General features: G+C 36.9%; 24 protein-coding genes. 9 read left to right on the forward strand and 15 right to left on the reverse strand.

Annotation, left to right across the window (positions count from 1 at the left end):
* Positions 1 to 59 precede the first annotated feature (59 nt).
* Positions 60 to 1,073, forward strand: a complete 1,014-nt coding sequence (locus MUA90_RS13275; RefSeq protein WP_262587422.1) for a hypothetical protein — start codon at positions 60 to 62, stop codon at positions 1,071 to 1,073.
* 358 nt (positions 1,074 to 1,431) lie between these two features.
* On the forward strand, positions 1,432 to 2,760 hold the full coding sequence (locus MUA90_RS13280; RefSeq protein WP_262588855.1) for an L-cystine transporter: 1,329 nt from the start codon (positions 1,432 to 1,434) through the stop codon (positions 2,758 to 2,760).
* 125 nt (positions 2,761 to 2,885) lie between these two features.
* Here the strand turns inward: MUA90_RS13280 and nfsA are convergent, their stop codons facing one another.
* A complete protein-coding gene (nfsA, locus tag MUA90_RS13285) occupies positions 2,886 to 3,641 on the reverse strand; it encodes an oxygen-insensitive NADPH nitroreductase (protein WP_262587423.1) in 756 nt (251 codons plus the stop codon).
* 147 nt (positions 3,642 to 3,788) lie between these two features.
* Here nfsA and MUA90_RS13290 point away from each other — a divergent pair, with 147 nt between their 5' ends.
* The 5 genes from MUA90_RS13290 (at position 3,789) to MUA90_RS13310 (ending at position 8,874) form a co-directional block, all read left to right on the forward strand.
* On the forward strand, positions 3,789 to 4,565 hold the full coding sequence (locus MUA90_RS13290; RefSeq protein ID WP_105994460.1) for a 2-keto-4-pentenoate hydratase: 777 nt from the start codon (positions 3,789 to 3,791) through the stop codon (positions 4,563 to 4,565).
* Positions 4,566 to 4,950: 385 nt separating this feature from the next.
* Positions 4,951 to 5,520, forward strand: a complete 570-nt coding sequence (gene ahpC / locus MUA90_RS13295) for an alkyl hydroperoxide reductase subunit C (RefSeq protein ID WP_262587425.1) — start codon at positions 4,951 to 4,953, stop codon at positions 5,518 to 5,520.
* 16 nt (positions 5,521 to 5,536) lie between these two features.
* On the forward strand, positions 5,537 to 7,060 hold the full coding sequence (gene ahpF / locus MUA90_RS13300; protein ID WP_262587427.1) for an alkyl hydroperoxide reductase subunit F: 1,524 nt from the start codon (positions 5,537 to 5,539) through the stop codon (positions 7,058 to 7,060).
* A gap of 505 nt (positions 7,061 to 7,565) precedes the next feature.
* Positions 7,566 to 8,189 (forward strand): phosphatase PAP2 family protein, encoded by a 624-nt coding sequence (locus tag MUA90_RS13305; RefSeq protein WP_262587429.1) that lies wholly within the window; start codon positions 7,566 to 7,568, stop codon positions 8,187 to 8,189.
* A 61-nt stretch (positions 8,190 to 8,250) separates the two neighbouring features.
* Positions 8,251 to 8,874 (forward strand): NDxxF motif lipoprotein, encoded by a 624-nt coding sequence (locus tag MUA90_RS13310; protein ID WP_262587431.1) that lies wholly within the window; start codon positions 8,251 to 8,253, stop codon positions 8,872 to 8,874.
* A 57-nt stretch (positions 8,875 to 8,931) separates the two neighbouring features.
* Here the strand turns inward: MUA90_RS13310 and MUA90_RS13315 are convergent, their stop codons facing one another.
* Complete coding sequence (locus MUA90_RS13315) at positions 8,932 to 9,372, reverse strand: carboxymuconolactone decarboxylase family protein (protein ID WP_105994455.1); 441 nt, start codon at positions 9,370 to 9,372, stop codon at positions 8,932 to 8,934.
* Positions 9,373 to 9,543: 171 nt separating this feature from the next.
* Here MUA90_RS13315 and MUA90_RS13320 point away from each other — a divergent pair, with 171 nt between their 5' ends.
* The gene (locus MUA90_RS13320; protein ID WP_262587433.1) at positions 9,544 to 10,710 is read left to right on the forward strand and encodes an ArgE/DapE family deacylase; all 1,167 of its coding nucleotides are present in this window, start codon (positions 9,544 to 9,546) and stop codon (positions 10,708 to 10,710) included.
* Between the two features lie 55 nt (positions 10,711 to 10,765).
* On the opposite strand, the gene MUA90_RS13325 is transcribed toward MUA90_RS13320, so the two are convergent.
* From MUA90_RS13325 to MUA90_RS13975, 12 genes are all read right to left on the reverse strand, one after another.
* Positions 10,766 to 11,353, reverse strand: a complete 588-nt coding sequence (locus MUA90_RS13325; RefSeq protein ID WP_262587435.1) for a histidine phosphatase family protein — start codon at positions 11,351 to 11,353, stop codon at positions 10,766 to 10,768.
* Positions 11,354 to 11,669: 316 nt separating this feature from the next.
* Positions 11,670 to 12,422, reverse strand: a complete 753-nt coding sequence (locus MUA90_RS13330) for an amino acid transporter (RefSeq protein ID WP_262587437.1) — start codon at positions 12,420 to 12,422, stop codon at positions 11,670 to 11,672.
* Entirely contained in the window at positions 12,423 to 13,313 is an 891-nt protein-coding gene (locus MUA90_RS13335) for an ABC transporter ATP-binding protein (protein ID WP_262587439.1), read from the reverse strand.
* Complete coding sequence (locus MUA90_RS13340; protein ID WP_262587441.1) at positions 13,313 to 13,729, reverse strand: Msa family membrane protein; 417 nt, start codon at positions 13,727 to 13,729, stop codon at positions 13,313 to 13,315. Before MUA90_RS13340 ends, MUA90_RS13335 begins: the two co-directional genes overlap by 1 nt.
* A 21-nt stretch (positions 13,730 to 13,750) precedes the next feature.
* On the reverse strand, positions 13,751 to 14,047 hold the full coding sequence (locus tag MUA90_RS14130; protein ID WP_398577389.1) for a CPBP family glutamic-type intramembrane protease: 297 nt from the start codon (positions 14,045 to 14,047) through the stop codon (positions 13,751 to 13,753).
* 654 nt (positions 14,048 to 14,701) lie between these two features.
* A complete protein-coding gene (locus tag MUA90_RS13345; RefSeq protein WP_262587442.1) occupies positions 14,702 to 15,211 on the reverse strand; it encodes a hypothetical protein in 510 nt (169 codons plus the stop codon).
* 608 nt (positions 15,212 to 15,819) lie between these two features.
* A complete protein-coding gene (locus MUA90_RS13350) occupies positions 15,820 to 17,142 on the reverse strand; it encodes an ISL3 family transposase (RefSeq protein ID WP_262585957.1) in 1,323 nt (440 codons plus the stop codon).
* A 223-nt stretch (positions 17,143 to 17,365) separates the two neighbouring features.
* Entirely contained in the window at positions 17,366 to 17,608 is a 243-nt protein-coding gene (gene rpsR / locus MUA90_RS13355; protein ID WP_002480324.1) for a 30S ribosomal protein S18, read from the reverse strand.
* A gap of 53 nt (positions 17,609 to 17,661) precedes the next feature.
* Positions 17,662 to 18,180 carry a single-stranded DNA-binding protein gene (ssb, locus tag MUA90_RS13360; RefSeq protein WP_262587443.1) on the reverse strand — a complete coding sequence of 173 codons (519 nt, stop codon included), beginning with the start codon at positions 18,178 to 18,180 and terminating at the stop codon, positions 17,662 to 17,664.
* 21 nt (positions 18,181 to 18,201) lie between these two features.
* Positions 18,202 to 18,498: a 30S ribosomal protein S6 gene (gene rpsF, locus MUA90_RS13365; protein WP_105994450.1), complete on the reverse strand. Its 297-nt coding sequence runs from the start codon at positions 18,496 to 18,498 to the stop codon at positions 18,202 to 18,204.
* Positions 18,499 to 18,660: 162 nt separating this feature from the next.
* Positions 18,661 to 18,891: an excalibur calcium-binding domain-containing protein gene (locus MUA90_RS13370; protein WP_262587446.1), complete on the reverse strand. Its 231-nt coding sequence runs from the start codon at positions 18,889 to 18,891 to the stop codon at positions 18,661 to 18,663.
* Positions 18,815 to 19,663: a thermonuclease family protein gene (locus MUA90_RS13975; protein ID WP_316959792.1), complete on the reverse strand. Its 849-nt coding sequence runs from the start codon at positions 19,661 to 19,663 to the stop codon at positions 18,815 to 18,817. Before MUA90_RS13975 ends, MUA90_RS13370 begins: the two co-directional genes overlap by 77 nt.
* A 399-nt stretch (positions 19,664 to 20,062) precedes the next feature.
* Here MUA90_RS13975 and argF point away from each other — a divergent pair, with 399 nt between their 5' ends.
* Entirely contained in the window at positions 20,063 to 21,067 is a 1,005-nt protein-coding gene (argF, locus tag MUA90_RS13380) for an ornithine carbamoyltransferase (protein ID WP_262587448.1), read from the forward strand.
* An 83-nt stretch (positions 21,068 to 21,150) separates the two neighbouring features.
* Here argF and MUA90_RS13385 read toward each other — a convergent pair whose 3' ends face one another.
* Positions 21,151 to 26,769, reverse strand: coding sequence for an Ig-like domain-containing protein (locus MUA90_RS13385; protein WP_262587451.1), 5,619 nt, complete (start codon positions 26,767 to 26,769; stop codon positions 21,151 to 21,153).
* Between the last annotated feature and the right edge of the window lie 124 nt (positions 26,770 to 26,893).

Raw genomic sequence — 26,893 nt, forward strand, 5'->3', positions numbered from 1 at the left:
TGTGTGACGTAAGACAAACGTCCGACTTAAAAATCATAAAGTGAAAGGATATAGATCAGATGCTAACAAAAGAATTCGCCCAACGCGTCGAATTAAGTGAAAAACAAGTGCGTAAAATTGTTCAACACTTAGAAGAACGCGGCTACCACTTAAATAAAACCGAATACCGTGGTCGTGAAGCAACTGACTTCCAAGAAGAAGACATCGAGCTATTCAGAGAAATTGCGGACAAGGTTAAAAAGACAAACAGTTATGAACTTGCTTTCGAAGAATTAGAAAAAGAGAATGATTTCTTGCAAATCGTTGTTAAAGATGAAAATAAAGAACAATTACCAAGTGATCAGAATTTCGCAAAATTATTAAGCGACTTACATAACGACATCACTAAAATGCGAGAAGAACGCCAAATGCTCGGCCAAATGATTTCTCAAGTACACCAGCAGCAAAAAGATTTGCAAACACTGCAGCAGCAAATGACAAATAAACTTGATCAACATGAAAAAACATTAAAAGCCATTGAAACTGCACAAAAAGATCAAGCGAAAGCTGTTGAAGATAATACAGCAGCTGTAAAATCCCATACAGATAAAGTATTAGCACAACCAAAACAAGAAACGCCTGCAAAAGCAGAAACACCAAAAGCAGAAGCTGAACAGCCAAAAACAGATCAAACTGCTACTTCAACAACAGTTGACACTAAGAAAGAAGAAAAGCCATCAGTATCACCAACTTCTGAAGCTAAATCAGAAGAGAAAACTGCTGGTCAAACATCAGAAACACCGATTTCTGATTATAAAGGTGCAGCCGTTTCAGCTTCATCTGATGACAATAAAACATCAACGAAAAGCACAACTGCTGAAACTAAATCAGACAGTACTTCTGCTGCTTCAGACAACCAATCAGCTGCGACTGAAAACAAAGTATCTGATTCAGAAATGCAAAGCACACCTAACACAACTACATCTGAACCGGAAACACCGATTGATGCTATGCATAATCAACATGAGCCTTCAGTACCGCCGCATAAAAAAGAAGAGAAAAAAGGGTTCTTCGCACGTCTATTCGGAATGTAATTTCGAGAGATGCAAAACTCCAACCCGACCGTACGGGTTGGAGTTTTTTATTATATTCCCCTGCTATAACAGGCTCTGCGAAAAACCGCCATTGACCCTACCTTATATATGAGATATATTTACTATGTATTTAGGGGGACTTTACAAATTTTACATTGTTCCATGCATTTATGGTTGATACGTGTCTGCTAATATTCTATCTATTATCCAGAACCTCGTATTTATAACAGCCATTTGAATCTTTGTACAATCTTATTCATTCCGGATACAGATAAATTAAAGGAAAGGGAGTTTGATTCAATTGGGTTTCACAGTTCTTAACATCGTCATATTCGTCTTGCTGCTTGCTGGACTTTTCATGATGGCCAAGAAACACGTCGCTTTCTCTAAACGTGTATTTACTGCACTCGGCATCGGTATTGTACTTGGCGCTATTATGCACCTGGTCTATGGTGCTGATTCAAAAATCACAACAACTACTACAGATTGGCTGGGCATTGTAGGAAACGGCTACATTTCCTTGCTTCAAATGATTGTAATGCCGCTGATCTTTATTTCGATTGTCGCAGCATTCACTAAAATTCAACTTGGTGAAAAATTCGCGAAAATCGGTTTTTATATTTTCATATTCCTTATCGGTACTGTTGCGGTTGCGGCAACAATCGGTATTATTTCAGCTTTAGTCTTCGGTTTAGATGCTTCATCTATCGACTTGGGCAACGCGGAACATTCAAGAGGTACTGAAATTGCACAAAAAGCTAAAGATATGACAGCAAGTACTTTGCCGCAGCAAATTTTAGAACTCTTACCGTCTAATCCGTTCTTAGATTTCACAGGTCAACGTACTACATCTACAATAGCGGTCGTTATCTTTGCGACATTTATTGGTTTCGCTTATTTACGTGTAGCACGCAAACAGCCAGATAATGGTCATATTGTGAAACGCGGAATCGAAGCTGTCTACGCAGTAGTTATGTCTGTCGTAACTTTCGTGTTGCGTTTAACACCTTATGGTATTTTAGCTATTATGGCGAACACCATCGCAACCAGCGACTTCGGTGCTTTATGGACATTAGGAAAATTTGTCCTCGCTTCATATGCGGCACTGATTACTATGTTTATCATCCACCTCATTATTGTCGGCGGTTTAGGTCTTAATCCTTGGCGCTACGTACGAAAAGTTGCTGAGGTGCTGATCTTCGCATTCACAGCACGTTCAAGTGCAGGGGCATTGCCGTTGAACGTCCAAACACAAAAATCACGTCTGGGTGTACCTGAAGGTATTGCCAACTTATCCGCTTCCTTCGGTCTATCTATCGGCCAAAACGGATGTGCAGGTATCTATCCTGCAATGCTTGCTGTAATGGTTGCACCTGTAGCAAATGTGGAAATCAACTTCCAATTCATCATTACAGTAATTGCAGTTGTCGTGATTTGTTCATTCGGTGTTGCTGGTGTCGGCGGCGGTGCGACATTCGCAGCCATCTTAGTACTTTCTACATTGAACTTGCCGGTAGCACTCGCAGGTGTCTTAATTTCAGTAGAACCGCTTATCGATATGGGCCGTACTGCATTAAACGTTAATGATTCAATGCTTGCAGGTGTCGGCAGTGCTAAGCTCACAGGCAACCTTGATAAAGAACGCTTCAAATCAAATGATTATGGTGATTTAAGTACAGATTATTAATCTTAAAATTAAAAAGCAGTGCTATAGCATCAATAAAGCAGGCAGGACAAAGTTTAATCGTCCTGCCTGCTTTTATTGATTCACGCACTTATATGTTGGTACATGTTCGCTGTTAACGGTCGATCTTATTTTTGAACAAAACCAGAATCATGCAGCTCGTCTAACATATCTGTACGTTGTTTCATTTCTAAGAAATTCGCAACTTGCTGAGACCAAGTTTCTGTACGTTTGCCGTCTGTACGTTTTGAGTAATAATCGCTAACGACTTGGTCATATTCTTTTAATGCATCTACTTTTGATGATTTATCTTGATTGTATTGATTTTCATGGAACACTGCTTCAAATGGCAAACGCGGTTTAGGAGAACCTTGTTCATTATCTGCAGGTACACCGACTGCCATACCGAATAATGGGAAAGTATATTTAGGCAAGTTCAATAATTCTTTCACACGTGCAACGTTATTGCGCAGAGAACCTAAATACACAATACCTAAGTCTAAACTTTCAGCCACAACTGCCATATTTTGTGCGAGCAATGCAACGTCAATTGTACCTACTAATAAGCCTTCTGCAGACTCGAAAGAACTTTGCATATCGCCTTGAACTTGTTCATTGATTAAATCATGGCGATGATAATCCATCACAAAGACAAACAAGTAGCCGTTCTCTTCCACATAGGCTTGACCTGATATTTCTCGCAATGCCTTTTTGATTTTTGGATCAGTCACACCGATAATCGAATATGTTTGCAAGTAACTGGATGTTGAAGCGCTTTGTCCCGCTTGTACAAGCTGCTTCACAGTTGCTTCGCTTAAAGGTTCTTGTTTAAATCGTCTGACTGAATGGTGTTTTTTCATTAATTGTTCAATTACATCTGACATAGATTTTACGCCCCTATCTTTCCAAATGATTTTAACACTCCTATTTTACCCTTTTTTCATGAGGCTTAAAAAGTTAATGCTTTGAAACTTAATCCGAATAAAGTTATCCTAATACTATAAATATTCTGACTAAAGGGAGAGATAACTATGACACAACATAAAAAAGAGATTGTTAACACATTATTCAAAGCACAAAAAAATCATGAACCCGTCAACTTCATATCAGAAGAATATGAAGTCAGCGAACCCGTGGCTTATCAAATCCAAGATGAATTAATCGAAGCACTCAAACAAGCCGACAACAGTGAAGTCGCAGGTTATAAAGTAAGTATGACTAGCGAAGATACGCAAGCTTATGCGAATACCAACGAACCTGCTTACGGTACGATTTTATCGAATAAAGTTGTAAAATCCGGAGACACTGTACAGCTTTCTAAATTGTTTGCCCCTTTAATCGAACCTGAATTGGTATTTGTATTAACTGAAGATATCAGCCCAGATGCTTCTGACGAAACAATTTTAAACAGTGTTAAAGTTGCACCGGGCATCGAAATCCCAGACGCACGTTATAAAGATTGGTTCCCTAACTTTACTTTAGGTGATTTGATCTCCGATAACACAGCTTCAGGCTTAGTCGCATTAGGCGAAGCAAAAGCGCCTGTTTCATACAATGATTTCGAAAATATCACTTTAAAATTATCAAAAGATAATGAAGAAATTGCGACAGGTATTTCTTCAGATGTATTAGGCAACCCTATTGAAGCCTTGAAGTGGTTAATCAATAAATTGAATACACAAGGCAAACAGCTTTACAAAGGTCAAATTGTGTCATCTGGTACGTTTGTACCGCCTGTACCTGCAAAAGCCGGCACTTATAAAGCTGAATACAGCTACCCTGGTTCAATCGAAGTCACATTTGAATAATCCATGACAACTTCCATTTACTCGTTTGGAAAGTTGAAAAGGGGTATATGTGTATTGTAGGTTCTCACAATAATTAATAATGTATGGGTTTCATTGAGAAAATTTGATTCTAATTGATATTGAGCAATAATTATTAATTTCCTGTAAACTTGTTGGCTTTACATGAGTTTTAAAAGCCGTTAGAATGTCCAATATGCTCGTTTTCAAAGCATTTTAACAGTCATTGTACGGTAGAAACCGCTTGTATTGACTATTTCTGACGATAATGTGATAATAGTAATCAAGGAGATTAGAATTATTATAAATAAGTAATTAGGATAATTTAGATATCCTGGTTATGTATTCTGATCAAACAAACTTTATAATTTCTAGGAGGATGTATTTTATGTCATTAATTAACAAAGAAACTTTACCATTCACAGCAGATGCTTATGATCCTAAAAAAGACGAATTCATCGAAGTTTCAGAAGAAACTTTACAAGGTTCATGGAACGTAATCGTATTCTATCCAGCTGACTTCTCATTCGTTTGTCCAACTGAATTAGAAGACGTTCAAAACCAATATGATGAATTACAAAAATTAGGCGTAAATGTTTACTCAGTTTCTACTGATACTCATTTCGTACACAAAGCTTGGCATGATCATTCAGATGCTATCAGCAAATTACAATACACTATGATTGGTGACCCATCACAAACAATCACTCGCAACTTTGACGTATTAGACGAAGAAAAAGGCTTAGCTCAACGCGGTACTTTCATCGTTGACCCAGATGGCGTAGTACAAGCTGCAGAAATTAACGCTGACGGTATCGGCCGTGACGCAAGCGCTTTAGTACACAAAATCAAAGCTGCTCAATACGTTCGTAAACATCCAGGCGAAGTTTGCCCTGCTAAATGGGAAGAAGGCGGCGAAACTTTACAACCTGGTCTTGACTTAGTAGGTAAAATTTAAGGAGGCATTCACATAAATGCTGAATAAAGAGTTAAAATCACAATTATCCCAACTTCTTGAGTTAATGGAAGGCGACGTGGTTTTAACAGCGAGTTATGATGACAGCGACAAATCTAAAGAGTTGAAAGAACTACTAGATGAAATTGCTGATATGTCATCGCATATCACTGTTAAAGAGGACACACTTCAACGTACACCAAGTTTTAGTGTGGACCGTCCTGATGCGCACACAGGCGTTGTATTCGCCGGTGTGCCATTAGGTCATGAATTCAACTCACTCGTACTGGCTTTATTACAAGTCAGCGGACGCCCTCCGAAAGAAGAGCAAAGCGTTATCGATCAAATCAAAGCGCTTGATCGTCCACTTCATTTCGAGACATTTATCAGCTTGAGCTGTCATAAATGTCCAGATGTGGTACAAGCGTTAAACTTAATGAGTATTTTAAATCCGAATATCACTCATACAATGATTGATGGTGCTATATTCAGAGAAGAATCTGAAGATATTATGGCAGTACCTGCTGTATTCTTAAACGGCGAAGAATTCGGCAATGGCCGCTTAAGCATTTCTGACATTTTAGGTATGTTGGGAAGCAAAGCAGATCCAGCTGAATTCAATGATAAAGAGCCTTTCGATGTTTTAGTTATCGGCGGCGGCCCAGCAAGCGGTTCAGCAGCAATTTATGCTGCGCGTAAAGGTTTGCGTACAGGTATTGTAGCTGACCGTATCGGTGGTCAAGTCAATGAAACTGCAGGTATCGAAAACTTTATCACTGTTAAAGAAACAACAGGTCCGGAATTTTCAGCTGCCTTAGAACAACATGTCGAAGCGTATGACATTGATGTCATGGACGGCATGCGTGCTTCTAATATCGAAAAAACAGATGACGGTATCGTTGTAACATTAGACAACGATGCAAAATTAACTAGTAAAACAGTAGTTATTTCTACAGGTGCACGTTTCCGCAACCTTAACATTCCAGGTGAAGACGAATTGCGCAACAAAGGTGTTGCGTACTGCCCTCACTGTGACGGACCTTTATTCAAAGGCAAAGATGTAGCAGTTGTCGGCGGCGGCAACTCTGGTGCGGAAGCAGCGATTGACTTAGCAGGTATCGTCAATCATGTAACACTTGTTGAATATAAAGACTTTTTACGTGCAGACGAAATCTTGCAAGAACGTTTACGCGAATTGCCGAACGTTGAGATTTTGAAAAATGCACAGTCTTCAGAGATTCTTGGCGACAGCCATGTTACAGGACTCAAATATGAAGACAATAAAACTGGCGAAACACATCAAATCGATGTTGAAGGTGTATTCGTTCAAATTGGTTTATTACCAAACACAGAATGGTTGCAAGGTGCAGTCGAAACGAATAAACAAGGTGAAATCTTGATCGACCGCAACCACGCAACAAGCATGCTGGGTGTGTTCGCGGCAGGCGATGTTACTGATGAACATTACAAACAAATCATCATCGCAATGGGTGCAGGTGCCAGCGCAGCACTCAGCGCATTTGATTATATTATCCGAAACTAATCTCTCCCTATCATTTTGATTAGTACGGATACAAATAGACAGGCGAAGGTAAATTTCTGCGACAATATTACCTTTGCTTGTCTTTTTTTATACATATTCATGATACAATTAATGAAGTACACTATTATATAGCTTAATCATCAGCTTGGCGAATTACTCTAACCGCTTAGACACCCTCCTCTTTTGTATCTGCCAAGCCTTCCGTTCCACCATCAAATCAAGAACTGTCAAAGGAAATATGCAATGAAAGCCGGCTGTTTCACCAAACTTCAACGGCGTGCTTTAAAATGCCTCTTTTTTTCAGCAACCTTTAAATTTCCTCAGCTTGTTTTTGAATTTTAAATTCCAGAACTATCATCAATCATGGCCGAATTCTGTTTATATACCTGCAGTTTATCGTGTTCCATCTATTTTCTGGTCAAACGTTCATTCCAAAGTAGGATGGCAATACTTGGGCGGTCAGCTATAATCATTATTAATAAAAAAAGAAAGCTAGGTTTTAACTATGAGTCTCCTATACACTAGACATATCGGTTTAACACTTACCATCTTAATCGCTTTAATGCTGCTCGTTAAGACGGACTTCATACTCTTAATAGACGAACCCATATACAGCTTCGTCAGACTCTTGCATCACATACCTTTTATGGATCGTTTCTTATTTGCCTACTCTGACATATTTCAGCCTTGGTATTTAGTAGGTTTTATGGCGGTCATTCTTATCCTTCTCTTTTTCAAAAATAAGAAACTGATGCTGACGACAACTGTTTGGGCTGCTGCTACACTGCTGCTGGGTATTGCATTAAAATACTTTATTCACAGAGAAAGACCCGTAGAATATATTTCCGGGTTCAGCTTTCCAAGCTTGCACACACTTACGATATTTGTCGCTGCAGCAGTCTTCTTAACATTCTGCCGCAAACGCATATGGCATTACATTGCTTATGTCATGATTGCGCTGATGATGATTTCTCGTATTTATGTACACGCCCATTACTTCTCAGATACAGTCGGTGCAATTGTCTTCGGTTCTTTAATGCTGCAAGTCGCGCAGCATTTCATCATTAAATACCGTCTGAATGTGCCATTTACTTCGCGCTTAAAATCACCTTGGCAACGAGATACTTAACGCAAGTCAACAGATTCGCTATAATAAAGATAATCATGCAGATAATTAAAGGAGAAGAATCGTGAATAAATTAAAGCAGCTACTCATCATCGCTTTCACACTCGTACTTGCAGTTGCATTGACTGCTTGCGGTCAAAAAGATGAAAAACAAGAGCATCACGTTAAGTACGCGCCAAAAAATGCAACGCCGATTAATAAAATAGAAATCTTCAAATCCTCTGATAAAGGTAAAGATTTAACTGAGCAAGAGTTAGAAGAAAGCCTGAAACGTTATTTAAATGCGAATAATGATATTATCGATAACAAGTATGTCTTACAGCACAAATTAGATCAGCAGTATGACGGTCGTCAAAAAGTCTCTGATGATTTAGATACAGATTTGCGTGATTTAGCAAATCTTACTACCAAAAATCAAATGAACTTCGAAGCCTTCTTAAAAGACAACAAAGTCCCTGCAGATCAAAAAGAAGACATTGAACGCGTCAATAAGTACTTTAAAGCTGTAAACTATAAAGCAGCACGTGCAGATCAGCAATTAGAAGAGTTGAGCTACAGCCCGCAAAAAACAGTTAATGTCGTAGATGTACCGACGAACTATGCGGGTGACGTCAACTTGAAGCAACAAAAGAAAATTAAAGCTTACTTGAAAAAACATCATTTAGAAACAAAAGCGATTGATAAATAATATACAAATGGAGTGCAGCATCATTAATGATGTCGCACTCCATTTCTTTATGCTGAATTATACAATATGCTGGTTACCCATAGAAATGGATAATCTATTCCAGAAATTGATTTGATTAATTGTGAAGACTAAATCTGTATATGCTTCTTCTGAATATTCCTTACGTACACGTTCATATAATTCATCTGGTACGCCGCCTTGCGCAATCTGTGTAATTGCTTCAGTCAATTCTAAAGCAAGTTTTGTTTTTTCTGAATAAAGGTTTGTATCTTCCCATGCGCTAAGCAAGAACAACTCCTCTTCGCTGACTCCTACTTTGCGGGCATCGCTTGTATGGATACCTAAACAGTAAGCACAGCCGTTAATTTGAGAAGCACGTACTTTAATCATTTCGCGCAACTTGCGATCAATATCCGCTTTTTTCAGCTGCTTCTCCATTTCTAACAAAATGTCGATTTTCTCTTTAGCCACTGTTCCATAGTCAATTCTATTATCCATTCAATCATTACCTCCATTACTTTTGATTGCTATATACGGTGCTATTATTCCCTGAATTTCGCTTTTTTATTCTTTTTTACTTTAATCTACAAAAGTGCGAATTGTTTGAATACTGAAAATTAGTATTTTACGATTAATATGTACAGAATAAAATATAAAGGGGTTGTTAGAATGGGAAAATTGACATCAGAAGAACGTGTCCAAATTTTAGCGGATATCGTAGGTATTGAATCCGTAAATGATCATGAATTAGATGTTGCAGAGTATCTGCATGATTTATTGAAAAAACATGATATCGACTCAAAAATTATTAAATTAACTGATACACGCGCAAACCTTGTAGCGGAAATCGGCAACGGCAGCCCAGTAATCGGCGTTTCAGGCCATATGGATGTTGTATCTCCAGGTAATCCAGAAGACTGGCAAACACCGCCGTTTAAACTTACTGAAGATGATGAGGGCCATTTACACGGCCGTGGTGCGGCAGATATGAAATCAGGCTTAGCCGCATTAGTCATCAGCTTAATCGAACTGCACGACCAAGGCTTGCCTAAAGAAGGTACAATCCGTCTACTCGCAACTGTAGGTGAAGAAATTGAAGGCGACGGCGCGAAAGCCTTCCAAAAAGAAGGTTATATGAAAGATGTAGATGCTTTAATCATCGCAGAACCTTCTCAAGATAAGATTATTTATGCACACAAAGGTTCAATGGACATTCGTGTCACTTCAAAAGGTTCATCTGTGCATAGTTCTATGCCGCATTTAGGCTATAATGCATTGAACCCATTAGTCGACTATGTTCACCGTATTAATGAAGCACAAGCCGCAATTAAGTCTACGAACGAACAACTTGGCGACCCTATCGTCAATGCGACTATCTTCAACAGCGGTTCGCAAGTCAACTCTATTCCTGATTACGCTGTGACAGAGTTTAACATTCGTACTATTCCGGAAGCTGATAATGCAGGCTATCAAGACTTGTTCGAACAAGTCGCAAAAGACGTAAAAATGGCTTATAAAGACAGCGACTTGCATGTGGATACGTATATGTCTCGCCCTTCAGTCTTCACAAACGGTGAAAACAGTGTCATCGACTTAGCACAAGAACTAGGCAAAAAATATTTAGGCAATGATATTCCTAAAGAAGCTTCTCCAGGCGTGACTGACGCAGCTGACTTAGTAGTCGACAAAGGAGAAGACTTCCCGTTCATTATGTTTGGCCCTGGACAAACTAGCCAAGCTCACCGTGTCGATGAGTATGTAGAGAAAGATGTCTACTTGAAATTCATTGATTTATTCGAAGAATTACTAACACAATCTATCGACAAATTAAAATAAGCCACATAAAGCGACTTACACCTTAAAGCTGCATCTGATTATAGATGCGGCTTTTTTATATATTATCTGTATCCACTAAAACAGGATCACAATTTTTAACTTTCTTGCTGAACAATTCATCTTCATTAATGACACCTAAATAATATAAACAACAACGAATCCAGATGAGATGTGCAACAATTACAACGACTTCGTCTTTATTATCGATTACTTCTTTGAAGAATTCATCAATTCTTGCAAGAACATCTGTATAATTTTCTCCGCCTGGCGCATGTTGTGTAAAGCTGTTTCTGAAATCACTGAACCTTGGATCTTCAAAATAACGTCGATAATTCGGGGTCTTTTGAAGCATTTCTTGCGAATAGCCTTCAAACTCGCCTAATGCACGTTCTCTCAATAATGGAGAAAAAGTATGAGGAATTGAGTGGTCAAAACCATTTTCATACGTTTGAACCGTTCGTATTAAATCAGAAATATAAATGTGGTCAATCGTGATATTTTCAAAATACTTTTTTAAAGCTTGTGCAGATTTAACACCTTTTTTAGTCAGCGTAACATCCAATTGTCCGCAAAAATAACGTTTGCCATGTTTGTTATCGTAGTTTGCTGTTGATTCTCCATGCCGTATTAAATAAAGCTTCATGGTGTGTTCACTCCTATTATCCTCAAATGTTATTTGCCATTATGCTTTATTCAATCAAAATTCAGCTCTACTCTATTACAGGCAAATAGATTTAACGTAATGATAACATGATTTTATATAATTTTAGTTGCTTAATCTTTATTTGTTATCTAATTTTAACATTTCTGTTGCATGACTTGCTCACAATTGAATAGCTGTATTATTGTTTGCATGAAAAACTCACACCTCTTTTGACTTTTCAAAGCTTCTAAAAGGTGTGAGTAAATAACCTGCATATCTCAATTATAATGTTGCATCTCTTATCCTCGCTGTCTCATCAATATTCCGTTTTTTTGAACACACGCAAACTAGCTATATATAAAATAGTACAGTAAACAAGCGTCATGATTAAAATAATCCCGAGTTGGATGAAAAATGCTTGTATACTACTCGCATCTGTATAGCTGTTTGGGAAGAGATAGCGTCCTCCTTTGATTAAAGAAGAAATCGAAATTACCATGAACAATAAGATAACCCCTAATATAGTAAACCCTGTTGATAACCTCATCGATAATAATATCGCAAATATCACCGCGATAAATGAAACACCAATAGTACTTACAATACTTAAAACATCTGCATACAAATCCGTTTGAGTTGCTGGTAAAAACACCCCTGAAGCATAATCAAAGTTTTTTATGAATGTGAAATAAAGCAACTCAGATGAAATGAATAAACCAATGAAATAAATCATATACATAGAAGCCAATGATATAAGTTTGGCATTCAATAGCTTCGTTCTTCTGATATCTTTATAAAAAATTAATTTGCCACTATTTATTTCATCATAAAATGACATTCCGACAAAATAAGTCATCATGATTAATGGAATTGCAAATTGGGATTGCGCCATTAAAATCCCATTATAAAAATCTAAACCAGATAATCCTTTTGCTTCTCCACCCACTTGCATAAAGTTAGTGGGCAAGAATAAGGTAATTAAATACAGAAACGGATATAATGCAATCGCATAAAATATCTTTGCTGATGTGCGGGAAGATAAATTTAAAAAGATACTTTTTGATAACATTTATGCTCCCCCCTTATTTTCATAGTAATCAAATGCATCATATAAATCTTCTTGCGGCTTGTCTATTTTTACCAATGTGTACTTTGTCAGTACAGTTGTCAATAAATCATTATAATTATCAACCGTTTCTTTAATGAAAATACTATCACCTTCAATACGTTCAACAATTGAATAATCATATTTAAGTTTTTCAGCATCTTCTTCAGTTATGTTTCTATCCACAATGATTTTAAGACCATTCATTTTATTTAGATTGATAGCACGAAGGTGACCATTTTTTAAAATAACAAATCGGTCGCAAACTTCTTCCAGTTCATTTAGTTGATGACTAGATATTAATAAGGAAATTTTTCGATTTTTAACCCATTTTTTGAGTGCTTCAATTAATGTTTTAACGCCATTCGGATCTAATCCAACAAAGGGCTCATCCATAATTGCCAACTTTGGTTCAATCAATAAACACATCGCCAAAGAAAGTCTTTGTTTCATTCCGAATGAAAAATCTTTCGCTTTTTTATTTTTAGTATGGCGTAATCCAACCAATTCTAAAATTTGGTCAATATTTTTTAAGTATTGTGTTTGTTGATTGACCTGTAAAAAATACTTTAAATTTTGTTCAGCTGATAAATGATCAAAATACACTGTATCAATCATAATACCAACATCTTGTAATAAACCATCGTGCTGAAAAATATCCTTACCATCAATCATAATTTGGCCAGACGTCGGTCTTTTCGTCTTTGCTATGATTTTCATTAACGTTGTTTTACCCGCACCATTTTTGCCCAGTAACCCCACTATCTCTCCACTATTAATTGTCAAATTAATATTTTCAAGAATCATGCGATCATCATTTTTAAATTTCTTAAATAAATCTTTCACTTCTAACACTATGCATGCACCGACTTTCTAAATAACTTCATAACTAAGAAGCTAATTACAAAGTAAAACAAGAAAATGAATATAAGTTGAGAAAGCGCCGTTAAATTAGCATTCATATGAATAAAAAAGTCACCTTTTTCATATGAATACTTTGCTAACACTTCCTTAAACTTTGTATTATGCATGACAGAATTAGATGTAATAATATAATAAATTAAATTGAAAATACTCATTATAAAAACATTTAAAATTGAGCGATTCCCTTGCCCCACTATAAATGAAAAAGTATTTATCAATAGCGGCACAACAATCATTCCAATTATCATGACGATTAACCCTAAATTAATATTTATGATTGCCATTAAAATCGAACAGATAAAGTTCAAGATAAGCGCAACCGTAATAAGTTTAATTTTTAAATTCAAATATGGAACCCTCCTTTTAAATCAAGAAAATTTGTATACTAAAACGTTATAAAGCCAATGTAATCCTATAGCATCTTGTAATTTATATTTTCCAGAGACATAATAAAGCAAAAGACTCACTGGGAATTTAGTTAGTAAGTTAATAATAAAATCTCCATTCAGATGCAATATTAACGCAAACATTAACGATCCAATAATATAACACCACCATCTACGGAATACGCTAAGTAATATTAATAAAATGATATGCCTAAATAAAAATTCTTCACCAAATGCTACTACTAAATATTCAAATGTAGCTTCATACCCACAAAACACAACGAGATAATTATTATAGTTATAAATATTATTACAGTTCTTTTCCAATTAAATAAATCTATGAATATATTGTTTATCTGCAAATTAGAAAATGTATGTATTATGAACACTGGAATAATTACAAAAGCCAATATAAAAACAGAAACAAAAAGTGTAATATAGACCCAAGGAGGCAATTGTTTATTGATTAATGTAATAACGAACAATCCCATATTTAAGACAAAACCAGCCAATACAATTAGTGCACAGGATAATATAACATTTTCAAATTTTTTCATGTTCTACTCCATTTTAGTAGTTAAAGCTAGGATAAGTATCCTAGCTTTAATATTTTTAATATTAAATTAGAAGTACCATCTTTTTCCTCTTCTGCCAAATTTAAAAATCCAAATGTTAATTTCATTTAATGATAAAATATCTAGTAATGATTTCATATGTTTCACCTCCCACATTACAAAAGCACCGTTTAAAAATTTCTCTATATCTATAATTAATATGTGTAATTTGCACAACTCGTTAAAAACATTATACTTTATCATTATTACAATGTAAACGCTTTTATCATAAATCAAATACTTCTATTCATTCATTTATCTTATCAAACATTATTAAAAATAAAAAAGACCGAGCATGCTTTCATGCTCGATCAACCACTTAAATTAAATCAATTTTATTAATTTCCATTAGGTCTTTAAAAAATTCACGTTCTACTTCTAGTAAATGTACATAATCATCTGACATAATTTCTTTACTTAATTCCACGTTCTTTTCTGAAATAAAGTCGACTAACTTTTCGTTCTCTTCATTGTTTTCATATTCTTCTTTAGCTTGTGCCAACAATGAATCCTCACATACTAAGATAAAAGCACGACCATATGCAATATCGACTTTACCTCGCTGGTAGTAAGATTCTAAGAAATTTTTAGCTTCGTCAAAACTATTAGTATGTTCAAAGATACCGAATACTTGATCTGTTACTTTTTCTGAAAGGTCGGATAATCGTTCTTTTTCCGCTTGGTTTCCAGGTTTCACTCTATCTTTCACTAACATTTTCTGTGTTTTGATTTCATCTTCAATTTTTTCTAATTCTTTAATACGCTCTTCTTTGTTCCACGTGTCTTTATTTTTCTTATATGTTCCTAATAATTCTTCTGCTTTATGCAAATCAAAATGCTTTTCATCAGTACCGCTTTGGTCTAACTCATCAAAATAATTTTAGCTTTTTTCACTCATAGTTATTAACTCCTTTGTCCAATGACATTTTCTTTGATTCAATCTATCAGAGTGCAATTTAGTGAAAGTTTACCCGCGTCCACATCTCTTAAACACCGCATACAATCTTAATGCGCACAGTTATTTTGACAGTTAGGGAACGTAACTGTTATTTTCTCTTTCATTATTTACAGATAAGGACACAAAATGACGACTTAAGAAATTTAGTCCAATTAAATGCAAATCTAATTTAGAATAGAACTAAGATAAAACAAAGGAGGTTACTTATCATGATGATCGCAGATATTATTGGTGGTATTATCAAGTTAATCGTGAATTTAGTAGACACTTTCGCTCCTAAAAATTAATTTAATTAAAAACATTAAAATTGGCTGCATATACGTCCGATGATTCGGACGTATTTTTTTGGGCTCTATGTCAAATTCGGTTGATGCATAAAATTTGAAATCAAATATTATAGTTACCATAAACTATGTCGCTCAGCTAGTATTGCTTTAATTCCTATGGAATTTAGTATTACTAACTGAGCATTTTTTATTTTAAGCTGCTTTAGGCAATGGGGTATGGAAGCGATGTTTTTTCTTAGCTAATAGCTTGAATTTGATTAGAATTCTATTTCTGAAGTTATAGAAATTTCTGTATCCATAAGCGATTCTTTTTAGTACTTTAATGTTGTTATTTATAGCTTCTATAGGGCCGTTTGAGCGACCAGGATGATTTAATGCATTCATAATTTCTGGTAAAAAATTTCTAAAGCTTTTAAGTACTCTTTTAAGTCCGCCATCAGTATTTCTATCCTTAAGGTATTTAAGAATTTGATGAGTTAATTTATGATTTTCATTGGTCTTTATTGATGTACGAAGCGCATTTACTTTGTCATAGACATCCTTTAACTCTGGGCTTTCACCCAAAATAAAATTTATCATTGATTTTTCTGATTCTAATCCAGGGAAAAGCTTGTTATCTTTATAAAGCGTACTATTCAAGGATTCGGAAGGTTTAAGAATAAGCTTCCAATAATGTTTAAGTTTTCTATAGTATTTGCCATCCTTATGTCTTTTTTCATTCATTATCCTGATACGAACTCTATTGAGTTCTCTATTTAATGCTTGAACAAGGTGAAATCGATCTAAAATGATTTTCGCATTTGGAAATAACTGCTTAAATAAAGAAATATATGGGCTGTACATATCGGTTGTAACTGTTTCAACTCTTTTTCTTACTTCTCTATCAAACCGGATAAAATAAGCAAATAATGCACGCTTTCTACGATCAGGTAAAATATCTACGATTTGATGCGTATCACCATCACAAAATATAAAACTCATTTTACCTACTACATTTTTAACACTTTTGAATTCATCCACCATGATATGTTTGGGCAGTTCATTAAATGGACCTAACTTAACACTATTTGCAGTTTTATTAATATAACGTATTACAGAAGCAGAACTAACATTGTTATCGTAAGCAATGCCTTTGCAAGATCTATTCTCATGGCTTTGATACAGAATATGCAGTGCTAATTTATTACAGAAATTATGATGCTTTTTCACAAAATTCGTCTTTGCTACAAATGATGAATGGCATGAACGACAAAAGAACCTTTGTTTTTTGAGCTCTAAATAACTGGGACTACCTTGAATCTTCATAAGCTTTATCATCGTTTTTCTTTTACCATTCTTTACTATTCTATGGTTTTCATTTACTGCTCCGCAGTTTTCACAACAATCTGGTGTGTATGTCAAAGTGCCTTTAAATAGTAGAGTTCTTACCAAGTTAAAGTAAACTTCCTGAACATCATCAGAAAAAGTAATATTTTTCCCTTTATAATCAAGTATTTTTGCTATACAATGTGTCATAAGCGCAATTCCTCTCTTTATTTGTGTTGGTAACTTAAATATTAGGGGGTTGCGCCCTTTTTATGCAAAAAATTCGATTGAGAAATAACCGCTAGGTTATCTCATCAACCGAATTTATTATAGAGCCTTTTTTTGTATCTTTTGAATTTGCCCTTTTTCAGTATTTCAGACGCAAAAAAGCCCCGTAAGCCTATGCCTACGGGGTTTATTATTAAAACTGATCTTAGTTTTCGTCTTTTACATATGGTAATAATGCCATATGACGAGCACGTTTGATAGCTGTAGTCAACATACGTTGATATTTAGCTGAAGTGCCAGTTACACGACGTGGTAAAATTTTACCGCGTTCTGAGATAAAACGTTTTAATAAGTCAGTATCTTTATAGTCGATGTGTGTAATTCCGTTTGCTGTGAAGTAACAAACTTTTTTACGACGACGTCCGCCTCTTCTTGGTCCACCTGCCATGGTTAACTGCCTCCTTTAATCGATATTTTTAAATTTTACGTTCATTCGACGTATTAGAATGGTAAATCATCATCACTGATATCAATAGGTCCGTTTGCGTTCGCAAATGGATTATCTGATTGTCCAGCATTTGATGAATTGTTGTTTTGATAAGATGACGTATTTTGTCCTTGTTGTTGACCACCGTAGTTTTGACCATAATTCTGGAATTGGTTGCTACCGCCAGATTGTTGGCCATGACGTTGGTTTTGTGATTTAGGTTCAAGGAATTGAACACTGTCACATACAACTTCAGTAACAAAGATACGGCGTCCTTCTTGGTTTTCATAACTGCGTGATTGTAAGCGACCATCAACGCCTGCAAGACTGCCTTTAAACAAGTAATTGCTTACGTTTTCTGCTTGTTTTCTAAAAACAACACAGTTAATAAAGTCTGCTTCGCGTTCCCCTTGCGCATTCGTAAACGTACGATTAACCGCTAAAGTAAAAGTCGCTACACTTACGCCTGAGGGTGTCGTTCTGTATTCAGGATCCTTTGTTAAACGGCCTACTAATACAACTCTGTTAAGCATTTAAACGCCCCCATTCTGTTTTTACTTATCTTCGTCTTCGCGGATAACAATGTAACGAATGATATCGTCATTGATTTTTGCTAAACGTTGGAATTCATCTGTAGCTTCACTGTTTTCAGTGTTGATACGTACAAGGTTATAGAAACCTTCTTTGAAATCTTCGATTTCGTAAGCAAGGCGACGTTTGCCCCAATCTTTTTCTTCAATGATTTCAGCACCGTCTTGATTTAAAATACCGTTGAAACGTTCAACTAATGCTTTTCTCGCTTCGTCTTCAATGTTCGGACGAACAACGTACATAATTTCATATGTTCTCATTTTTTATTTGCACCTCCTCGTGGACTATACGGCTTACTCTCAATTGGAGTAAGCAAGGAATAATTTTCATTACTCACAATCAAGAATTATAGCATAGCCATTTACTTTTTACAATCATTTTTATCACGTGAATTTTGTTGACTTACGATTTTCATTTACCCGCTAATTGACTTCACATGCCATACCATCTTTATCTCTATCCATCTTATCTTGATATGCAGGATGACCTTTAGGAACACCGTTCGGGTAATCCACCCTTAATGCAGTGCAGTTTGCATAATGTTTTGAGGCAGTTCCGCTTTGAGATTCAGTCGACTCAGCCTGCGAAGGAGTTGCTGCAGCTTGGGAGTCTGACGACACTATTTTGTGCAGCTTCGCTATCAGGAACCCCATTACTCCAAATATTCAAATATTCTTGCTGCGCTAGACGCTGGCTTTCTTTTAACTGATCCAGATAAGTAATACTTGGCGGATAAATGTAGGCTACTTTAGCTAAACCTTGTCTCACTAATGCATCATTGACCATTACACCATCCGCATAAACATAGGCTAAATATCTTCCGTATTTATCGGTCTTTCCGCCTTTATCAAATTCAACTTCAATCTTTGAAGCATTTTCCAGCATGTTTTTGGTATAAGCCGATGCTTCTTTGCCGTAAGGCTCCACACCTTTTTTAGGATGCTTTGTTTCCGGTGTATCAATCAATAACAATCTGAATACCGATTCTTTTCCTTGGTACATCAGTCTTACCGTATCACCATCGACTGCACGTGAATAAGTTGCCTCTTCTTTCACTAATCCATTTGCACTAGGTTGTACTTTTGATTCTTGTTGCGAGTCTGGAGTTTCTTTATCAGATTCTGAAATTTCTTCTTTCTTAGGTGCAGCTGCTTTAGGTTTTTCTTTCTTTTCCTGTTTAGCAGCATCATTATCTTGTTGTTGATCTGGCTTATTATCTTTTGCGACTTCAGCTGTATGATGTTCTGATTGTTTTTGTTCAGTTTCTGGTTCTGATAAATCAATCATGATCATACTTAAAACAAAAGCACCAAGCGCAATCAATCCTGCTGTTTTTTTAGGCTTTCGCTTTGCCCATAAAACGATAAACATAACTATGTAAATGATGAAAATAATAAAACACAATACTCCCAGTATTTCTAACATCTTGTACACCTCTTCTCTGATGTTTATTACTATCTATAATATACTATTTCTTCAATCATTATAAGATTCTATTTACACTTTATAACAATTCAACATTTTCTTTTTTCTCCTTAACAGGCTGCTTTTCTTCGAAAAGCTAAAAAGGTTTTTATAAATGATTGTGTATTTTTATTCGTTATAGTGTATAATAAAACAAACCATAGCACCTTGTTTATATTTTCGTATATGGGTATGGAACTAATGTGACACTTACAACTAAATATTACAAAAGTATATTTATTTAGAAACAGTTAAGAAATTGTGAAATTTTGAAAATCGTTGTGTTTTACATTGGTTTTTAAAATGAAAACGCTTATAATTAAGGTGAAAATTATCACTAAAAGAGGAGTTGTAGTAATAATGCAAAACTTAAGAAACAGACATTTCCTAACACTATTAGATTTTTCAAACAGAGAGATGGAGTTCTTATTGAACCTATCTGAAGATTTAAAACGAGCTAAGTACGCTGGAATTGAACAACAAACTTTAAAAGGTAAAAACATTGCATTAATTTTTGAAAAAGACTCAACTCGTACGCGTTGCGCATTTGAAGTTGCAGCAGCAGACCAAGGTGCAAGTACTACTTACTTAGGACCAACTGGTTCTCAAATGGGCAAAAAAGAAACAGCAGCAGATACAGCACGCGTTTTAGGCGGCATGTATGACGGCATCGAATACCGCGGATTCTCTCAACGTACTGTTGAAGTACTTGCGAAAGAATCAGGTGTTCCAGTATGGAATGGTCTTACTGATGAAGATCACCCTACTCAAGTATTAGCTGACTTCTTAACAGCTAAAGAAGTATTGAAAAAACCTTACCATGAAATCAACTTCACTTATGTTGGTGACGGACGCAACAACGTTGCGAACGCATTAATGCAAGGTGCAGCGATCATGGGTATGAAATTCAACTTAGTTTGTCCAAAAGAATTAAACCCAACTGACGAATTATTAAACCGTTGTAAAGATATCACTAAAGAAAACGGCGGCGAAATCTTAGTAACTGACAACGTTGACGAAGGTGTTAAAGGATCAGACGTTCTTTACACAGACGTTTGGGTATCTATGGGTGAACCTGATGAAGTTTGGGAAGAACGTATTAAATTATTAAAACCTTACCAAGTGGACCAAGCAATGATCGAAAAAACTGGCAACCCGCACGTTATCTTTGAACACTGCTTACCATCATTCCACAACACTGACACTAAAGTTGGCAAAGAAATCTACGAAAAATTCGGCTTAAAAGAAATGGAAGTAACTGACGAAGTCTTCGAAGGCAAACACTCAGTAGTATTCCAAGAAGCTGAAAACCGTATGCACACTATCAAAGCTGTAATGGTCGCAACTCTAGGAGATATCGGATAATCTATCCTCATATATAAAGAAATGCCATGGCTGGGAATATATTTCCTAAGCCATGGCATTTTTATTTTAGACTGACCGCAGTCTTATTTATCTTCTTTTGCTTTCTTTCTAGCAAATCTTCCGATTAGTGCAGCACCGAAGAGTGATGCTATCCAACCGATTGATGAAGAAGATTGCTCTTGTTGTCCAGTTGCTGGTAAAACTTTATCTTGGTTCTTGTTTTGTTGTTTGTCTTGAACCTTTTGACCTTGAACAGTTTGTTGTTGGTCGTTCTTTTCTTTTGTTACATGTGAAACGCTGCCTTTTGGAGTTTCTGATACAGTTTCGCTTTTTGCGACAGGTGAATGACTTTCTGTTTGATCAGAACCCTTATTTTCATTTGTTACAGGTGATGAAGTGCTGCTTGAAGGTGCTGATGTTGTTTCAACCGCTTCAACCGTTTCAGATACTTTCGATTGTTCTGCTTCTTGTGCTTGTTGATGATTTGAATCTGGTTGTACTGTTTCACTTTCTGCAACTTCATTTTCATTAACAACATCTTCTTGAACTTTGTTATCAGTTGCAACAGAAGTTTCTTCAGTAACATCAACTGGAGACTCTGATGCAGCCGGTTCTTCTACTGCAGGTTGTTCAGTTGTCGTATTATTCTCAACCGCTTCTGTTGATGCATCTTCAACACTCTCTTCAGACTCCTCTGAAGGTACTTCGCATACTTCATTCTCAACACTTACTTCTGTATTTGTGACTGTTGGTTCTGTTGCTGGCGTTGAATCTTGATTACTGTCTACCGGCGTATCTGGTGCATTTTCACCAGTATTATCCGATGTTTCGCTGTCTGGCGCAGGCGTTGAATCACATGTGCTCTCTTCATCGTTGGATGCGCTATTGTCACTCTCTGGTGTCTCGTTTTGATCAACTGGCGCTGTTTCAACAGGTTGTTCTTCTGAGCTCTCACTCTCTGTATTCTCTTCAGGTTGTGCTGTCTCTGTTGTGTCCGGTGTCTCAGAAGCAACTTCGTCTGTTTCGTCTTGAGGTACTTCTGTTTCAGAGGGGGTGTTAGGTTGTCCTGCCGGCTCCTCAGTTTTCACTTCTACAGGCACGACTTTACTTTCAGCTGCAGCCGATTGATTATCTGCACTGTCTTTAGCAGTTACAGTAATCACTTCATTACCTTTTAAAGCAATATCTTGTGTTAAGGCAACTGTCCATTTGCCTTCAGCATCTGCACGCGTCTCAAAACGTTTTCCATCCGCTAACACTACTGTTACAAGTGCATTAGCTTCAGATGTACCACTCACACTTGAATCTGTTGCTTTAACTTCATTTAATACAGGTGCTTGCGGCGCCGTTGTATCTTCAACTACTTTTGTTGCTTCTTGTGATGCATTGCCTGCTTTATCAGTTGAAACGGCTTTAACTGATGCCTGATATACAAACGGTGCACTGAATTCTGCTGTCCAGTTTCCTTGGGCGTCTGTCACAACTTCTTTTGTTGATCCATCTGCTAATGTTAATTTCACGGTACTTGATGGTTCTGCTGTTCCTGATACAGTGCTTGCACCTGCTTCTACTTTATTGATAACAGGTGTTTGCGGCGCTGTTGTATCTTCAACTACTTTTGTTGCTTCTTGTGATGCATTGCCTGCTTTATCAGTTGAAACGGCTTTAATCGGTGCTTGATATACAAATGGTGTATCAAATTCTGCTGTCCAGTTTCCTTGGGCGTCTGTCACAACTTCTTTAATTGTTCCATCTTCTAGTGTTAACTTCACGGTACTTGATGGTTCTGCTGTTCCTGATACTGTATTAGTGCCTGCCTCTATTTTATTGATGACAGGTGTTTGTGGCGCTGTTGTATCTACTACTGTTTGTGTTGCCTCTTGTGATGCATTGCCTGCTTTATCAGTTGAAACAGCTTTAATTGGTGCTTGATATACAAACGGTGTACTGAACTCTGCTGTCCAGTTTCCTTGTACGTCTGTCACAACCTTTTTTGTCGATCCATCTGCCAATGTTAATGTCACAGTACTTGATGGTTCCGCTGTTCCTGTTACTGTGCTAGCTCCCGCTTCTACCTTGTTAATTACAGGTGTTTGCGGCGCTGTTGTATCTACTACTGTTTGTGTTGCCTCTGTTGAATGATTTCCTGCTTTATCAGTTGAAACGGCTTTAATTGGCGCTTGATATACAAACGGTGTACTGAACTCTGCTGTCCAGTTTCCTTGTGCATCTGCCACAACTTCTTTAGTTGATCCATCTGCTAATGTTAACTTCACAGTACTTGATGGCTCGGCTGTTCCCGATACTGTTTTTGTGCCTGCTTCTACTTTATTGATAACAGGTGTTTGTGGCGCTGTTGTATCTTCAACTACTTTTGTTGCTTCTGTTGATTGATTTTCTGCTTTATCAGTTGAAACTGCTTTAATCGGTGCTTGATATGTGAATGGTGTTACAAATTCTGCTGTCCAATTTCCTTGTGTGTCTGTCACAACTTCTTTAGTTGATCCATCTGCTAATGTTAATGTCACGGTACTTGTTGGTTCGGCTGTTCCTGTTACTGTGTTTGTGCCCGCTTCTACATTATTAATAGTTGGCACTTTTGGTGCTATTGTATCTAACGCCTTCACAGATACTGTTTCTGATACTGTACCGTGTTTTCCATTAGCAAACACTTGTGTAACATCGTTATGTTCTACCGTTGTTCCTTGTGGCAATTGTGTTGTCCACTGCCCATTTTCAGGTACCTCTACTTCTGCTTTTTGACCATTTTTAAATGTAACAGTTATCGTACTTCCCGCTTCTCCGGTACCGCTGATACTTGTGCTTCCAGCTTCAATCGGATTAACTACAGGTGTATCTACTCTATATGCCTCAACAAGCGGATTTAATATATTCATCAATTCCGCTTTAATATTCGGATCTGTATATTCTACGCCCTGGAATACTTTGAATAATTGACTGCGGTAATCTCTTTCTGGGTGTGCTTGAATAGCAGCAGCAACTTGTGCCACATCAGATTGGATTGCTTCGTCATAACGGTGATTGGCATCAGTTTGTGTTTCACCATCTACAATGAAACCTTTATCAGTAAGTGTGTATGTCACTGTTTCTTGATCAGCAAGCGGTACTGTAACATTTTCTTTCGTTTCATTTCTAACTAAGACACGACGTGCAGCTGGTTCACGGTGATGCACAATTACTTTATCTCCATAGTCTAAATCAAATGTTTGTGTTTCAGATGAAAGTCTTTGATTACCGATATAGGATTTATCTAATACGTTTGTACCGTCTGCTTTTTGAATAGTCATGTGTGCATACTCATCTGTAAAGTAAACATGCGGTTGTCCTGCGTTTTGTTTGAATTCAATTTGTTTTGTGTCAGGGTTGTAGTTCGCTGACGCAAATTCAAAGTTAGATAAACCTCTTAACGAAATAGTTTGCGTTACACTGTCTTGCACATCATCATTTTTAGGATAGTTTAAAACTGCTTGGTTTTCTCCGCTTTCTTTTACTACGATATATTCACTTTCAGGTAAAGCATATGTTGTAGATAATGGCGCTACGATTTTATATACACCAGCACGTACTTGAGGGAAGACTGCCTTACCGTCTACAACTTCTGCACTCGCAACCTCTTGAGTACCTTCCATCAAGCTTACTTTGGCATTGTCTGGTAAGGTTTGACCGTTAAGGTTCAGACTTACTTCTGCATCTGCACGCACACTAGTATCAGCTAAATCTGAAGATTTTACGAGTTCGTATGGTGTAGATAATCCTAGTTTTTGAGTTAAACGCTGCTGCTCTTCTGGATTGTTTATTAACAGTGATAAAGGATAAGTGTACGTGTTATTGTACGTATCTAATTGGTCTTTTAGTGTTTGCGGCAGATTGATTTTATATAAGTCAAAATATGCTGTACCGTTAATACCGTTATCAGCTAACCAATAAGTGTTGATCCATCTTGGTACATCTTGCGCAAAAGGTTTGCTGGCATTTGCCATATCCGCTTCTTCTTGTCGAATCCCTTTCCACAAATCAGTAAAGCCTTCAATTCCTGTTAAACGTACCATTTTCGTCATGAAATCAAGTCGTCCTCTAAAGCCTCCGTTCGCATAGCTTAAATCACCAGTGACTAATCTTTCATTAAAGCCTTTTTGAACGCCTTCTTGGTTGCCTTCATACAGCCAACCATCATTAACACCCATAACTTCTGTTTGGTATTGGTTTGCTAGGATATTATTTTCTACTTCAATTAAATCCATTTTAGGATCATAAGTCATTGCGCCATCATAACCATGACCCACTTCGTGGAGGCCTAACCAGCCTTTTTCAAGATAGCCAGACATGGAAGTGTTGTTAGAACCCATGTTATTTGTAGAATAATAAGCTAACCCTGGACCATGCGCATCCGCAATCGTAAAGTACTTTTGTCCTACGTTGTAATGTACAGAGTTAATGTCATCATTTAATCCGACCCATTTGTCATAGTGATTAATCACATCTTCGTAATAGCCGATCATGTCATCTAAGTCCGTAAAGCCCCATCTTCCAGGATCTTGACCCAGATTTGCGATTCTTTCACGGTCTTCTCTAGGAACTAAAAATGCAATTTTATCTCCATCTACATATCCGTAACTTGTGTCACGCGCAGCCCAATCACTATCGAACGCTGTTTTGTCACCGTTTTTGCGATAAGTAGGCAACGTCACACCTGCATTGTCTTGAACATAATATTCAACTACAGGTTGTTGGTTCAATCCAGTAGGAATGCGTACAAATGCGGCACTATCAATACTTGTAGAGATATTAGTCCAGCTGCCGTCGCGCGAAACAGTTTTATTTCGAACTTGTAATCTATCATTCGTCATTAAATCTACACGCAAATCAGCTTCATTGCTGCCTTGTGCTTGACGAATATAAAATTCTTTTCCAGCCGGTACGATCAATCCTAAACTTTCTCGTGCTTGATAAATACCGCGCTGCATTTTAGCTGTTTTCGCAACATCTGATTTCGGATATACCGGAATCGATTTCGAATAAACTTGTTCCGTTACACCCTCTACATTGTCTACAGGATGTGCATTAGCAGCTGGTGCCGGTGCACTTGTATTTGTTATAGGTGCCTCAGGTGCAGGACTTGAAGCAGTCATAGCACGTGTTGCTGTTTCAGGAGCTGGTGCTGTTTCTGTTTGAGGTGCTGTATTGTTAGTTTCTTCAGTTTTTGGTGCTGCATCGGTATTTGTTGAAACTTCTGGCGCTGTCGTTGTTCCATTTGCTGTTGGTGCCGCTGTTTCTGTCTTAACAGTATCAGTTGAAGCTTGCGGCTGAGGTGCTGAAACAGGTTCAGGTTTCGTATCGACTGGGCTTGTTTGATTATCAGTTGAAGGTTGTTGAATCGTTGAATCTGCTGTTTTTGTGGAATCGCTTACAGACTCTGTTGGTGCAGTGGTTGCAGTACTTGTTTGTGTATTAAGTGGTTGTTCAGCACTTGCAGTGCTGCTGGGAGCTTGCGGCTGGTTGGTATCATTAACTGTGGATGTGTCAGAGGCAGGTGCTTCTGCAGCTTGTGCTTGCTGATCTAGAGAGACATAAACTAACGTCCCGAATAAAACAGAAGCAATCCCTGTGCTGAATTTTCTAATGTGGTACTTATTTCTTAATTTTTTGTCAAAAAACAAATCATTTCGGTGATTTTTAGGCATCTAACATTTCACTTCTTTCCTTTGTAATTCTATAACACAATTCTATCATTATCTTTTTGGAAATTGTGAAAAAATTATTAATTTACACAACTTTCATAAAAAACTTTTATGACTTGTTCGACAT

This window comes from Staphylococcus sp. IVB6181 (genome assembly GCF_025561445.1).
Classification (GTDB): Bacteria; Bacillota; Bacilli; order Staphylococcales; family Staphylococcaceae; genus Staphylococcus; species Staphylococcus simulans_B.

What these genes read in the sequence shown, in the direction of transcription:
- MUA90_RS13350 (WP_262585957.1), bottom strand. Translation starts at nt 17,142, where the DNA reads ATGACACATTGTATAGCAAAAATACTTGATTATAAAGGGAAAAATATT.
- ahpC (WP_262587425.1), top strand. Translation starts at nt 4,951, where the DNA reads ATGTCATTAATTAACAAAGAAACTTTACCATTCACAGCAGATGCTTAT.
- argF (WP_262587448.1), top strand. Translation starts at nt 20,063, where the DNA reads ATGCAAAACTTAAGAAACAGACATTTCCTAACACTATTAGATTTTTCA.
- ahpF (WP_262587427.1), top strand. Translation starts at nt 5,537, where the DNA reads ATGCTGAATAAAGAGTTAAAATCACAATTATCCCAACTTCTTGAGTTA.
- MUA90_RS13280 (WP_262588855.1), top strand. Translation starts at nt 1,432, where the DNA reads ATGATGGCCAAGAAACACGTCGCTTTCTCTAAACGTGTATTTACTGCA.
- MUA90_RS13385 (WP_262587451.1), bottom strand. Translation starts at nt 26,769, where the DNA reads ATGCCTAAAAATCACCGAAATGATTTGTTTTTTGACAAAAAATTAAGA.
- nfsA (WP_262587423.1), bottom strand. Translation starts at nt 3,641, where the DNA reads ATGTCAGATGTAATTGAACAATTAATGAAAAAACACCATTCAGTCAGA.
- MUA90_RS13320 (WP_262587433.1), top strand. Translation starts at nt 9,544, where the DNA reads ATGGGAAAATTGACATCAGAAGAACGTGTCCAAATTTTAGCGGATATC.
- rpsF (WP_105994450.1), bottom strand. Translation starts at nt 18,498, where the DNA reads ATGAGAACATATGAAATTATGTACGTTGTTCGTCCGAACATTGAAGAC.
- ssb (WP_262587443.1), bottom strand. Translation starts at nt 18,180, where the DNA reads ATGCTTAACAGAGTTGTATTAGTAGGCCGTTTAACAAAGGATCCTGAA.
- MUA90_RS13330 (WP_262587437.1), bottom strand. Translation starts at nt 12,422, where the DNA reads ATGTTATCAAAAAGTATCTTTTTAAATTTATCTTCCCGCACATCAGCA.
- MUA90_RS13305 (WP_262587429.1), top strand. Translation starts at nt 7,566, where the DNA reads ATGAGTCTCCTATACACTAGACATATCGGTTTAACACTTACCATCTTA.
- rpsR (WP_002480324.1), bottom strand. Translation starts at nt 17,608, where the DNA reads ATGGCAGGTGGACCAAGAAGAGGCGGACGTCGTCGTAAAAAAGTTTGT.
- MUA90_RS13315 (WP_105994455.1), bottom strand. Translation starts at nt 9,372, where the DNA reads ATGGATAATAGAATTGACTATGGAACAGTGGCTAAAGAGAAAATCGAC.
- MUA90_RS13325 (WP_262587435.1), bottom strand. Translation starts at nt 11,353, where the DNA reads ATGAAGCTTTATTTAATACGGCATGGAGAATCAACAGCAAACTACGAT.
- MUA90_RS13975 (WP_316959792.1), bottom strand. Translation starts at nt 19,663, where the DNA reads ATGTTAGAAATACTGGGAGTATTGTGTTTTATTATTTTCATCATTTAC.
- MUA90_RS13275 (WP_262587422.1), top strand. Translation starts at nt 60, where the DNA reads ATGCTAACAAAAGAATTCGCCCAACGCGTCGAATTAAGTGAAAAACAA.
- MUA90_RS13370 (WP_262587446.1), bottom strand. Translation starts at nt 18,891, where the DNA reads ATGGGGTTCCTGATAGCGAAGCTGCACAAAATAGTGTCGTCAGACTCC.
- MUA90_RS13290 (WP_105994460.1), top strand. Translation starts at nt 3,789, where the DNA reads ATGACACAACATAAAAAAGAGATTGTTAACACATTATTCAAAGCACAA.